Annotated in this window: 11 protein-coding genes and 1 pseudogene; 5 read left to right on the top strand and 7 right to left on the bottom strand. The window is 66.6% G+C overall.

Annotated features, from left to right (window positions below):
* Positions 1-9: 9 nt before the first annotated feature.
* Positions 10-144 carry a DUF7503 family protein gene (locus tag EOHIBHHM_RS16930; protein ID WP_497252664.1) on the bottom strand — a complete coding sequence of 45 codons (135 nt, stop codon included), beginning with the start codon at positions 142-144 and terminating at the stop codon, positions 10-12.
* A 197-nt stretch (positions 145-341) separates the two neighbouring features.
* Between EOHIBHHM_RS16930 and EOHIBHHM_RS16925 the strand changes: the two are divergent.
* Positions 342-752: pseudogene (locus EOHIBHHM_RS16925) on the top strand (JAB/MPN domain protein-containing protein); the annotation flags it as partial.
* A 49-nt stretch (positions 753-801) separates the two neighbouring features.
* On the opposite strand, the gene EOHIBHHM_RS16920 reads toward EOHIBHHM_RS16925, so the two are convergent.
* Entirely contained in the window at positions 802-2,139 is a 1,338-nt protein-coding gene (locus EOHIBHHM_RS16920) for an RNA-guided endonuclease InsQ/TnpB family protein (protein ID WP_497252662.1), read from the bottom strand.
* 171 nt (positions 2,140-2,310) lie between these two features.
* Positions 2,311-2,520 carry a ribbon-helix-helix domain-containing protein gene (locus EOHIBHHM_RS16915; protein ID WP_497252660.1) on the bottom strand — a complete coding sequence of 70 codons (210 nt, stop codon included), beginning with the start codon at positions 2,518-2,520 and terminating at the stop codon, positions 2,311-2,313.
* Between the two features lie 86 nt (positions 2,521-2,606).
* On the opposite strand from EOHIBHHM_RS16915, the gene EOHIBHHM_RS16910 reads away from it, so the two are divergent.
* Positions 2,607-2,936, top strand: a complete 330-nt coding sequence (locus EOHIBHHM_RS16910; RefSeq protein WP_497252658.1) for a DUF5789 family protein — start codon at positions 2,607-2,609, stop codon at positions 2,934-2,936.
* On the opposite strand, the gene aglJ is transcribed toward EOHIBHHM_RS16910, so the two are convergent.
* On the bottom strand, positions 2,933-3,934 hold the full coding sequence (aglJ, locus tag EOHIBHHM_RS16905; RefSeq protein WP_497252656.1) for an S-layer glycoprotein N-glycosyltransferase AglJ: 1,002 nt from the start codon (positions 3,932-3,934) through the stop codon (positions 2,933-2,935). The genes EOHIBHHM_RS16910 and aglJ overlap by 4 nt on opposite strands.
* Positions 3,935-4,027: 93 nt before the next feature.
* Here aglJ and EOHIBHHM_RS16900 point away from each other — a divergent pair, with 93 nt between their 5' ends.
* Positions 4,028-5,170, top strand: coding sequence for a glycosyltransferase (locus EOHIBHHM_RS16900; protein WP_497252654.1), 1,143 nt, complete (start codon positions 4,028-4,030; stop codon positions 5,168-5,170).
* Positions 5,167-6,264, top strand: coding sequence for a glycosyltransferase family 4 protein (locus EOHIBHHM_RS16895; RefSeq protein ID WP_497252652.1), 1,098 nt, complete (start codon positions 5,167-5,169; stop codon positions 6,262-6,264). The genes EOHIBHHM_RS16900 and EOHIBHHM_RS16895 overlap by 4 nt, the downstream gene beginning before the upstream one ends.
* A 13-nt stretch (positions 6,265-6,277) precedes the next feature.
* On the opposite strand, the gene EOHIBHHM_RS16890 is transcribed toward EOHIBHHM_RS16895, so the two are convergent.
* Positions 6,278-7,723, bottom strand: coding sequence for a lipopolysaccharide biosynthesis protein (locus tag EOHIBHHM_RS16890; protein WP_497252650.1), 1,446 nt, complete (start codon positions 7,721-7,723; stop codon positions 6,278-6,280).
* A 3-nt stretch (positions 7,724-7,726) separates the two neighbouring features.
* Positions 7,727-9,160 carry a sulfatase-like hydrolase/transferase gene (locus tag EOHIBHHM_RS16885; RefSeq protein ID WP_497252648.1) on the bottom strand — a complete coding sequence of 478 codons (1,434 nt, stop codon included), beginning with the start codon at positions 9,158-9,160 and terminating at the stop codon, positions 7,727-7,729.
* A 143-nt stretch (positions 9,161-9,303) separates the two neighbouring features.
* Between EOHIBHHM_RS16885 and EOHIBHHM_RS16880 the strand changes: the two genes are divergently transcribed.
* The gene (locus EOHIBHHM_RS16880) at positions 9,304-10,323 is read left to right on the top strand and encodes a phosphatase PAP2 family protein (RefSeq protein ID WP_497252646.1); all 1,020 of its coding nucleotides are present in this window, start codon (positions 9,304-9,306) and stop codon (positions 10,321-10,323) included.
* A 90-nt stretch (positions 10,324-10,413) separates the two neighbouring features.
* Here the strand turns inward: EOHIBHHM_RS16880 and EOHIBHHM_RS16875 are convergent, their stop codons facing one another.
* Positions 10,414-11,319, bottom strand: coding sequence for an alkaline phosphatase family protein (locus EOHIBHHM_RS16875; RefSeq protein WP_497252644.1), 906 nt, complete (start codon positions 11,317-11,319; stop codon positions 10,414-10,416).
* Positions 11,320-11,441: the final 122 nt, after the last annotated feature.

Genomic DNA, 11,441 nt, shown 5'->3' with positions numbered 1-11,441 from the left:
TTCCTGAATTCACGGTCCAGCAGTTGCAGTAAGGAACCCTGCCGATGCGTTCCCCGCCTGCGTCAGCAGCAGCATCATCGTGAACAGTGCGCCGATCATTCGTGGGTTCTCCGCCAGGTACGCTTTGAGCGTTGCGTCGGACATTACAACTGGTACGATGCGCCCCAATACTATAAAATTTCCTACACTTTTCTGACAGTATAAAGTAGAATTATACTCGGCCGAGTTGGGGGACACAGGGGTTGTACCTAAGTAAGGGGCGATTACGGGGGGTTCAGGCGGAGTGAGGCGTGCAGAACCGCCGACGGGGTTATGCGGGAGAGTCCCGTAGCTGTGGTGTGGTTTACGTGACACGCGGCCTGCTCGACGTGCTCCTCGACCTCGCGGAGGACGCAGAGCCGAAGGAGTTGGACGTCACGCTCTCGTCGACGCCGGCCGGGAAGTTCGACGCTGACCTCGGACTCGACCCCGAGACGCCGGTGCTGACGCACTTCGACCTCCCCGAGGCGGGGTGGCCCGTCTCCGCGGTGTTCGGGATGGACATCGGCACGCCGGCGGGCCGTGGCCGCGCGCGGTTCATCACTCACCCGCAGGGTCGACTCGAAGTCACCCAGCGCGACCATCTCGCGGCCGTGATGCTCGTGGCGGTACCGCCGTGGGACGAACGGTCCTACGCCGCCTTCGACCGTTCTGGACGACGGCTGGAGCTCGTCGTCCTCGATGTCGAACCGCCACAGGAGTCGTTGGCATGACATCCTCCTCGCCGTGAACGGCGAGGTTTCCTCGCGCTGGGGGTATCGCTTACCGACCCACGGAGGCAACTTGCGGGTTCGTATGCTCCTCGTTGGGAACTGAGCGTGGTGACTCTGACCAATCATGGTCGTCCCACTTGAGGCATACAGGCCGTGCCATCGACCGTGTTACCGTCGTCTGCCGTTGACGAGACACGGAGTGTCTCGTTCGCCAATCAGAACTCTCTGAGTTCTGATGACGTCTCAAGAACGTCTCTGATGCTGTGAGGTCTGCGTGTCCCTCGAAGCCACACGGACACGTCAGCGTATCTCTGTGACGCGTCGTATCCTCTGTCGACCCACAGCTCGGACACTCCTGGCTCGTCCACGCCTCAGACCGAACCTCGACCGAGATGCCGTATTCCTCGGCAGTACACGCCAGCCTGTTCACGAATGCTCGGAACGCCCAGAAGTTGTGCGTCTTCGCGTTCGTCTCCACTGACCAGTGTGTCTCGAGTACGTCCGTTAACGCTCCGACGTACACCGTGGAAACGCCATCATCATACAGGCGCTCGATAAGGTCACGAGCGAGCGCGTCCTGTGCGTGATCACGTCGCTTGGTACGTCGGTCATACATGCGTCGGATACGGTGGCTACTGTATCGACCTTCTTCCAACAGTGATTGGAGTCGAGCTATTTCTCGCGTTGTCTCTCGGAACCGCTCGAACAGATTGCGTCCTTCGTACAGGTATCGCTTTCCGGTCGTGGTTGTACATGCGACGAGATTGTTCGCACCAATATCCAGAGCGGATTCTTCCGAACCCAGTGGTTGTGCCAGTCGAGAATGGTCTTCGCCGATCGTGACTGGCTGAAAGGCTCTGAACGTCTGTGCTTGCTCGTCGTAGAATAACTCCAACCGTCCCTGTTTCTCGTACTCCGTCCAGTTTGGTTCGCCTCGAACTTCGAGCCGGAGACGTTCGTGGTATCCAAGACCGTACTCGTCTTTCAGGTCTTTACCGACGAGAATTTCGAGTCGGGAGTGTTCACCCCACTCGACGGAGTACGACGTGTTTCGGATGTACGTGCGAAGGTCGCGTCCATCTTCTGAGTTGCCCCAGAATCCGGGTTTGCCGTTGGCTTCGCCTTTCTCTTTGAGTGCGAAGAACGATTTCCATGCTTCACGGTTTTTGCGTTCGATTTGTTGAACCGTCGAAGCCCCGAGAACACCACCGTAGCGACCTCGATACTCGCTGATTTCCCACACATCATCGCCAGGGTCGGCGTAATGTTCGCGTCGCTCGTAGTTGATCTCGTTCCAGAGAGCAGCAGAAGCGTCCAACAGGCGTCGAAACAACTCCTCGTCCTCGTCGGACTGAGGAACTACCTCGAACGTATTGGATCGCTTCATGAATCATACGAGTAACTGAACAATTGTAAATCGATCTACACTATGGCATTGATACCCCGGCGTATTAGTCCTCGATGATTGTGACTAGTATGTCGGATTCACGCCCGCGCTAAAGGGCGGGACTCTCTCCTTGTATCAGGTAGGAGTCGTCTCGGCGACGTTCCTGCTCAGCTACTCTAGGTAGCCGAGGTCGGTCAGCTGGTCTGCGATCTCCTCGAACTCCGCTTCGGTGAGCCGACCGGACCGCTGGTGCTGGATGACGATGCTTCGGAGGAGAAAGCGGACGAGGTCGCTCGTGCTGGAGAAACTCGTCCCCTCGATCGTGTCGTCGACGCGTTCGGCGAGTTCCTTCGGGATCGAGACCGTCGTGTACTCGGTCATAGTCGGCCGGAAGGTGTCGTGCGGGATAAGTCCTGCTTCCGGCGGTCACAGGGGGTTTTTGTCGGTCGAGTTCATATCCGGGAGCGATGGGAGTCAGGCCGCCGCAAGGAGGGGACGACTCAGCCCCCGACACGATCGAGTTCGGTATCGCTGCCGTGAACGCCCGCCTCGACGAGACGCAGCTCACGTTCCCTGCGACACGCGAGGAGATCCTTCGGGCCGTCGACGACACCGCCGTCCCGTGTGACGCCTCCGGAAACACCCTCGATCTCGCGAAGGCGCTCGACGAACTCCCGAACGACCGGTTCGACACGGAGACGGAGCTCCTCAACCAGCTGCATCCGGTGTTCGAGGAACACCGCACGACGACTTCGACGAGCGTGGTCGGTCGACTCCGCGGGATGCTCCCGTTCTAACGCTCGTCGTCGGAGAACGTCCCACTTCTCTCGGCCGGCCCCGACGCTTCGAGTTTCTCGAGTCGGTCGACCTGTTCGCGGTGGAGGCTGAGTATCATATCCGAGAGCACGCCGAACATCAACAGCTGGACGCCGAACAGCACCGCGGCGGCCGAGACGACGGCGAGCACTTCGTGTGAGACGCGCGGGACGCGGACGAACCACTCGTAACCGACGTAGCCCGCCACCACGAGACCGGCGAGCGTCGACGCGAGACCGACGCTCCCGAAGTAGAAGAGCGGGTTGTTCGTCTTCGCCCGACGGTAGAGTTCGAGGAAGATGATGCCGCCGTCGCGGATGGGGTGGAGGTTCGTGTCCGACCCGTCGGGTCGCGGGCGGTAGGTGATGGGGACGACCGCCGTCCGAACGTCGTGTTTCGCGCACTCGACGGCCATCTGCGTCTCGATGCCGAACCCGTCTGCGGTGAGGTTCAGTCGCTCGAACGACTCGCGGGTGAACGCCCGGTAGCCGCTCAGGATGTCGCCGTAGTCGTCGCCGTGGATGAGCGAGAACGCCCGGTTGGTGAAGCCGTTGCCGACCTTGTTCAGCCGCGTCATCGCGCCCGCCTCCATGTCCGCGAAGCGGTCGCCGATGACGTGGTCGTACCCCTCCGCCAGCGGTTCGAGCATCCGGATCGCATCCTCCGGACGGTACGTCCCGTCGCCGTCGACCATCAACACGTAGTCGAGGGCGACGTGGGCCATCGCCTCACGGACCGCCTGTCCCTTCCCCGTCCCCGACTGGACAATGACCTGTGCGCCGTGTTCGTGGGCGATGTCGCGCGTCCCGTCGGTCGACCCGCCGTCGACGACGAGGACGTTCGAGAACCCCTCGCGACGGAAGCCGGCGATGACGCCGCCGATCGTCTCGGCCTCGTCGTAGGTGGGAACGAGGACGCACACCTCGTCGGGAGAGATGCTCGTCGCTTCGGCCGCGACCACGGTCTCGACGGGGTCCATTGGCGGCAACTGGACGCGGCGACGGTAAAAGGGCTTCTGAACCACACGAAACATTCCACGGCCTTTATCGCCCGGTGTGATACACTCACCCGCATGAACGTACTCGTCGCCGTCGCGGCACTGTCCGTCGGCGTGACGGCGCTGCCGTATCTGGGGTACGTCGCCCTCTACGCCCTGGTCCGTCCCTCCGGTTCGCCGGCGACGAAACGCGCCTGCGAACCGACCGTCAGCATCGTCCTCCCGACGTACAACGAGGCGGCCATCGTCGAACGGAAACTCGACGACCTCCTCGCGCTCGACTACCCCACCTCGAAACTCGAACTCGTCCTCGCGGACGCGAGCGATGACGGCACCGCCGACGTCGTCCGGTCGTACCTCGCCGACCGCGACGGTCCGTCGCTCGTCGTCCTCCACGACGACGAACGCCGCGGCGTCGCACCGGCGCTGAACGAAGCCTTCCGGAAGGCGACCGGCGACGTCGTCTTCCGTACCGACGCCGACTCCGCGCTCGCGCCCGACGTGCTCCGCGAGGCCGTCGCCAACCTCGCCGACGCCGACGTCGGTGCCGTCACGGGCCAACAGACCGAGGTGCTCGGCGACAGCGAGGTCGAAGCCGACTACCGGGGGATACTCGCGAAGCTCCAGAGTCTCGAGTCGCATCTCGACTCGACGTTCATCTTCCACGGCCCCTGTTTCGCCTTCCGCCGCGAGGCGTTCGACCCCATCGACCCCGAGTCGCTGGCCGACGACACCGAGGTCGCACTCCGCATCCGTCGCGGCGGGTGTCGCGTCGTCATGGACCCGGCGCTGCAGTTCACCGAGTCGGGCGTCTCGGAGTTCCGGAAACGTCGCCAGCGGAAAGACCGCCGAGCGATGGGGCTGCTGAAACTGCTCGTCCAGCACCGCGACATGCTCGGGCGGTACGGCCCGTACGGTCGCGTCGTCCTCCCGTTCAACTGGTGGTTCATGATCGTCTCACCGTGGCTGTTCGTCCTCGACGTGCTCCTCGTCACGGCGGCGGCCGTCTCGCTCGTCGGCCCGTTCGGACTGTTCGTCCCGCTGGCCGTCCTCGGCTTCGGTTACCTCGGCCAGCGCGACGGGCTCGGCCCGCTCCAACCGCTCTACGCCGTCGTCGACTCGCAGGTGTCGCTGCTCGTCGCGAGCGTCAAACTCCTCCGCGGCGAGGGTAGCGGCGTCTGGGAGATCGACCGCGAGTCGCGGGAGGCCTTCGAGTGAGAGTTCTGCAGGTCACGACGCGGTATCCGCCACACACCGGCGGCGTCGAGACGCACGTCGCCGAACTCGCCGAGCGTCTCGTCGCCCGCGGCCACGAGGTGACCGTCCTCACCGCCGACGCCCGGTCCGTGGACGCCCCGCGTCGCCAGCGACGGAACGGCGTCCGCGTCGTACGCCACCGCGGCGTCGCCCCCGGCGGCGCGTTCCACGTCGCTCCGGGCATCGTCCGGTCGGTCCGAGACAGCGACGCCGACGTCGTCCACGCGCACAACTACCACTCGCTGCCGCTGCTGTTCGCCGCCGTCGGCGACGAACTCGGGACGAACCGACGACGCGGCGACGGCGACCGCCCGCTCGTCGCCACCCCCCACTACCACGGGGCGAGCGCCTCGGACCGCCGCGACCGACTGCTCTCGCTGTACCGACCGCTCGGCGGGTGGGCGCTGCGCCGGGCCGACGCCGTCGTCGCCGTCAGCGACTGGGAACGACGGGCGTTGCGACGCGACTTCGGCGTCGACGCCCGGGTGGTCCCGAACGGCCTCGACGTCGAGCGGTTTGCCGACGCGACGCCGGGCGACAGGGAACGGCCGTACCTCCTCTCGGTCGGTCGACTGGAGGCGTACAAGGGCGTTCAGCACGCGATTCGAGCGTTGCCCGCGCTCCCCGACTACGACCTCGTCGTCGCCGGGAGCGGTCCCGGCGCGGACGACCTGCGGCGCGTCGCCCGCGAGGCCGGCGTCGCCGACCGGGTCGAGTTCCTCGGCTACGTCGTCGACGCCGACCTGCCGGGACTGTACGCCGGTGCGTCCGCGTTCGTCACGCTGTCGGGGTTCGAGGCGTACGGGATGACCGTCGCCGAGGCGCTGGCCGCGGGCACGCCCTGCGTCGTCCGCGAGGCCGGTGCGCTCGTCGACTGGGTCGAGCGAGCGGACGTCGTCGGCGTCGCCGACGGAGGGCAGACGGACCCCCGGACCGTCGCCGACGCGGTCCAGCAGGCCGTCCCGCTCGACGCACCGAGCGAACCGTTGCCGACGTGGGAGGACGTGGTCGCGGAGATCGAAGGAGTGTACGAGTCGGTGGTCGCATCGCGGTAGCACTCCGAGCCCGTCACGGCTCGACCGGTTCCAGCATCGGCAACGTGTGTCGGAGCGTCTCGCGGAAGTGCGGACTGACGGCGAGCAGCGTGAGGAAGTAGACCGCCGCCCCGAGGCCGACGTCGACGAGGAGCAGCGGCCACCCCGTGACCGGGAGCAGCGTGCGTTCGACGCCGAAGACGACGAGACACATCAGCGCCCCGGCGGCGAGCTGGTCGGCGATGGGACGGGTGAGGACGACGCCGCCGTAGTCGGTGCGGGCGACGTACTGGTAGGCGACGAGACGGGTCGCTTCGGCGACGACGGTCGAGGCGATGACGCCGACGAGCTGGTACCGGAGGCCGAGGACGACCGCGAGCGGGAGATGGAGGAGGACGGTGCCGACGTTGACGCGGAAGACGACCGCCGGTCGGTCGGTCCCCTCGAGCGTCGCCTCGAACGGGAGCCGATAGACGTTGAACAGCTGGTAGAGCGTGAGGCCGACGAGCGCCGGCGCGGCCCCCCGGAACGACCCCGAGAGCAACGTGACGACGATCTCGGTCGGCATCGCGAGCGACCCGAAGAAGAGGGGGACAGCGATCAGCCCCGCGTAGGAGACGGAGTTCGCGAGGTCCGCGCGGACGCCTTCGCCGACGGAACTCAGCCCGCTCGATTTGACCGTCAGGGCGTCGCGGATGCTCCCCGCGAACATCGCCGCGGGCATCGCCAACTGCGCGCCGGCGCTGTAGAAGCCGACGGCGGTGCTGCCGGCGACCCACTGGACGATGAGCACGTCGGCGCTGTCGTAGAGGTTCTTCAAGAGGGAGTTGGGAACGCTGAACCGCGCGAAGTCGTAGACGCGCTTCGCCGAGCGGACAGTCGGCATCGACGGCGTCACCTTCGCGAGGACGGCGGAGAAGACGCCCGTCAGCAGCGTCGCCGTCGCGAGCCCGAGCGTGAGCCCGAACGCGCTCAGGTTCAGGAGGACGAACCCGAGTTGGAAGCCGAAGGTGAGGACGCTCCGCGCGCCGTCGACCCACGAGGCTCTGGCGGGGTAGCCGATACCGGCGTAGAAGCGGTTGGTGATGTCGAACAGGCCGAGGGAGACGCCGATGGCGACGACGCCGGCGGCGAGTTCGAGCGTCCCGAAGTAGTCGGCGGCGAACGGCCGCAGGAGGACGAACCCGACGACGACGAGCGCGGTGAACCCCAGGTGGACGAGTAGCCCGACGCCGAGATACCCCGAGGGGTCCGAGTCGACCTCGCTGACGCGCTTGCGAAGCGCGAGACCGACGCCGGCAGGGATCTGCACCAGGACGAACGCGGCGGCGACGACGGTCTTGTAGTCGCCCCAGATCTCCGGGCCGAGCCAGTTAGCGAAGAGGAGGAAGCCGCCGAAGCCGACCGCCGCCATGATGGCCTTCGACCCGACCGACAGCAGCGTCTCCCGACCGATGCTCAGCGACTGGGTCTCCTTCATCGCTCAGAGGTAGCCGAGGTCCTGCAGTCGGTCCTGTGTGGCCTCGTCGACGTCCGGACCCTCCCCTTCGGCCTCCTCTCCCCGCCCCGCCCGGCGCTTGTACGCGGCGATCTCCTCGTCGAAGAACTCGGCGTCGAGGTCGGCGTAGGGGACGCCCTCGTCGACGCGCCGCTGCCAACACGGGCGGTCGGGGTCGAGTTCGTAGCGGTCGCTGTCGCCCAGCGAGTCCCACTCGACCTTCGATTCGGCGTCGTCGACGCCGTAGACGCAGCGGAGCATCCGGTTCCAGTACTCGGGGTTCTCCGGGGGACTGGCGATGCTGCTGCCGATCAACTCGGCCGGTATCTGCTCGTCGAAGACGTCCGGCGTCTCTCCGTTGGCGAGGCCGACCACGAGTTCGCCGAGGCGGAGCTGCGAGAAGTAGCCGTGCTCCTCGGCGTCGTAGTCGCACTCGGCGGGCGGGTCGACGAGGAGCAGCGGGACGTGTTGGAGCCCCTCGGAGAGACTGGAGTCGTGACCGAACAGGTAGTCTTCGGCCTCGTAGCCGAGGTTCTCGCCGTGGTCGGCCGTGATGACGAACGTCGTCTCCTCGTCGGTCGCGGCCTGGACGTCGTCGACGAACTGGACGACCTTTCGGTCGAGGTAGTCGATGGCCGCGCCGTAGAGGCCGCGGTGAGTCTGGACGTCGGCCATGTTGCGTTCGAGGCCTTCGCGCCCGTGGAGGTTCAGGTCCCACTTGTCGTAGTCGCCGGAGGACCACGTGTTCGAGGCGTCGTGCAGCGAGCGGTCGTAGCCTCGGACGTGTCGCAGCGGTGCGTGGGCGTCCATGAAGTTCGTGAACAGGAAGAGCGGTTCGGGACTCGTGGAGACGGTCTTGACGCCCTCGCGGGCGATGACGCTCGCGCCCTCGTCGAGCAGTTTGGGGACCGGAAGTTTCGCGAGCGCTTTGTCGAGTTCGACGGCCGCGCCGTTGGCGAGGCTCTTCAGCGGGTGGTCGTGTTCGAGACAGGCCTTCGCGAACGCGACGAACTTCTTCGCGCCCTCGCCTTTGTGTTCGTAGCCGAACCGACCGACGTGGATCCCCTCGGGGAACCGCCGGTCGGGAGAGACGTCGCAGAAGTCGTCGAACATGCGGTCGAAGCCGAACCCCGAAGAGGCGTAGACGTTCGCGGAGACGCCGGTGGCGAAGTGCTCGGGCAACTCCGCGAGGAACGTGTCCTCCTTCGCGATGCCGGAGAAGTCGCGGTTGTGGTCGTGGACGCCGTGCTGGTGGGGGAGCTCCCCGGTCATCATGCTGGCGTGACTCGGGATGGACCACGAACTCGCGGCACGGCACTGCTCGAAGGAGACGTCGGCACGCGCCTGGAGGCGGGGGGCGTACTCGTCGAAGAAGTCCTTGCGGACCGTGTCGAGACAGATGAGGACGACGTTACGCATTACGCGGAGGGTCGGCAGTCGGGCGTATAAATCGCTTGGACCGCGGGTCGGCGTCGACGTTCGGCGGACGGCGTCGCCCGCCACACGCCTCAAGGGGGAGACGGCCGTAGACGAAGATACGGAAACAGCGAGCTTCCCAGACAATGATAGGACGCGAACTCTCCGGCCCCGACGACCCGATCCAACGGCATTGGAAAGCGATCACGGGACTCGCGACCACCACGGTCGTCCTCCTCGTCGCGCTGGTGGTGCTGTTCGACGTCGCGGTCCCGCAGCGTGGTCTCGGTCTGTTCCGGGCGATCTCGGCGCAACTCGGGAGCGTGCTGACGGCCGCGGGGCTGGTCACACAGTTCGGCGATCCGTGGTTCCTCCTCTTGGTCGCCACGCTCGTCTATCTCGCCGGTGTCGACCGCTCGCTCGTGGAGGGGATTCGCGGCGGCGCGTTCGTCCTCGGCGTGACGTTCAGTGCGTTCTCGCTGACGGACCTGCTCAAGAACTTCTTCGCCGCTCCACGACCTCCCGGAGCGGGTACCGCCACCGTCCCGGAGTGGCTCCCGGGTGCTCTCGGTGGCGTGTTCAGGAGTATCACGACCGGAACCGGGTACGCGTTCCCGAGCGGGCACGCTATCGGAACGACAGCCGTCGTCGCCGCGCTGGCGTACACGCTGAACGTCGGGTCGCGAGCCAGCCGGTGGGCCGTGGGAGCCGTCGTCGTCGCGTCCGTCACGGCGTCCCGTGTCGTCCTCGGCGTCCACTTCCTCGTCGACGTCCTCGCCGGTGTCCTCGCGGGACTGAGTCTCTTCGCCGTCGCGGCCGCCGTCGGCACCAGAGAGCCGTCCCGCGTGTTCGCTCTCGGGGTCGGAGTCGGGGTCCTGGCGGTGATCGCGAGTGCGACGTCGCCGGCCGGTGAACTCTGGAAGGCGGGTCAGTGGCTCGGTGCCTCGCTCGGGGCGGGGGCCGCGTGGTACGTCGCGCGCCCGTCTCTCACGCTCGACTTCCGCGGCACGGTCGTCGCCGGCGTCCCCATCGCTGCGCTCTGGATCGGGATCTACGTCACTGAACCGCCGCTCGTCGTGACGATCGTCGGGACCGCACTCGCGGCCGCGACGACGATCGCAGCGCCGACGCTCGTCGGTCGGCTTCGGGGTTCGACGACCGCTTGAACGCCGGACGTGAGCCTCGGCGATCGAAGGCGTCGGTGCCCGCTCGGTCGTCGGCGCGAGCGTCCGCCTGGCGGTCGGTGAGAGAGGCGGTTACTCCATGTAGCCGAGGTCTTTCAGATGTTGGACCGGCGTGTCGGAGGAGGCGGCCGTATCGTCGACGTCGCTCTGACTCGTGTCGTCGAACTGCGCTTCGAGCCACTCGCGGACGTCGTACACCGAGTCGGGGAGCGGGCCGTCGACGCCCTCGGCGGCGACGAGCGCCTCGAAGCTGTGCGTTCCCGGGTTCTCGTCGCCGAGCCACCCGACCTGCATCCCGTGGTCCGAGAGGACGACCAGTCGGTCGACGCGTTCGCGGAGGAACCCGACTTCCCGGTCGATCCACTCGTACGTCTCGCGCAGGCGTTCCTCGCGTTCGGCGTAGGTGTGGCCCATGATGTCGACGACGTGAGAGTGAACGCCGGCGACGGGGACGTCCCACTCGCTGGCGACGGTCAGCCAGCCGAGTTCCTCGCCCGCGAAGCCGACCAGTTCGCGTCGGAGTCGCTCCTCGGTGACGTCGCCGCCGCTGGCCATCGCCATCAGTCGCCACGCCTCGCGGACGTGGTCGGCGGGGGTGATCCCCGGCCAGTAGCGGACGACGCCCGACTCGAAGAGGTGACTCGCGTCGGTCTGCGCCATCGAGCGTTCCTGCCCGGCGCGTTGGAACGGTCGACCCAGCGTCGAGCGAACCTCGCGCGGGAGATACTGCGTCAGCTTGCTCGCGGCCCGGAGCGCCGGATGCTCCCACTCGTTGGCGTCGCCGACGACGCCGTGGTCGTCGGGGCCGAGGCCGGTGGCGACGGTGGGCCAGACCTCCATCGTCCGCGGGAACTCGAGGGTGTAGGCGTACGTCTCCAACTTCGCGTGGTCGTCGAGGAGGAGGTTCGTACAGTCCCACTCGCGGGCGAGACGCACGTCGGCCGCGTCGAGCGCGAGGACCGCGATGGTGTCGGTCATTGCTCGGGGTTCGCCCGCCCGCGGTGTTATATCGTTCGTTCGTCCTCGCCGACCCGAGTCCGTCGCTGCGACCGGCCCTGTCGAGGGGGACGTTCCTTCCGACGGGCAGAACGTCAATCACA

Source organism: Halogranum roseipondis (assembly GCF_059695585.1).
This window is presented reverse-complemented; position numbering and strand designations above follow the sequence as displayed.

Coding starts and splice junctions, on each gene's coding strand:
- EOHIBHHM_RS16930 (WP_497252664.1), bottom strand. CDS start 144: ATGTCCGACGCAACGCTCAAAGCGTACCTGGCGGAGAACCCACGAATG.
- EOHIBHHM_RS16920 (WP_497252662.1), bottom strand. CDS start 2,139: ATGAAGCGATCCAATACGTTCGAGGTAGTTCCTCAGTCCGACGAGGAC.
- EOHIBHHM_RS16915 (WP_497252660.1), bottom strand. CDS start 2,520: ATGACCGAGTACACGACGGTCTCGATCCCGAAGGAACTCGCCGAACGC.
- EOHIBHHM_RS16910 (WP_497252658.1), top strand. CDS start 2,607: ATGGGAGTCAGGCCGCCGCAAGGAGGGGACGACTCAGCCCCCGACACG.
- aglJ (WP_497252656.1), bottom strand. CDS start 3,934: ATGGACCCCGTCGAGACCGTGGTCGCGGCCGAAGCGACGAGCATCTCT.
- EOHIBHHM_RS16900 (WP_497252654.1), top strand. CDS start 4,028: ATGAACGTACTCGTCGCCGTCGCGGCACTGTCCGTCGGCGTGACGGCG.
- EOHIBHHM_RS16890 (WP_497252650.1), bottom strand. CDS start 7,723: ATGAAGGAGACCCAGTCGCTGAGCATCGGTCGGGAGACGCTGCTGTCG.
- EOHIBHHM_RS16885 (WP_497252648.1), bottom strand. CDS start 9,160: ATGCGTAACGTCGTCCTCATCTGTCTCGACACGGTCCGCAAGGACTTC.
- EOHIBHHM_RS16880 (WP_497252646.1), top strand. CDS start 9,304: ATGATAGGACGCGAACTCTCCGGCCCCGACGACCCGATCCAACGGCAT.
- EOHIBHHM_RS16875 (WP_497252644.1), bottom strand. CDS start 11,319: ATGACCGACACCATCGCGGTCCTCGCGCTCGACGCGGCCGACGTGCGT.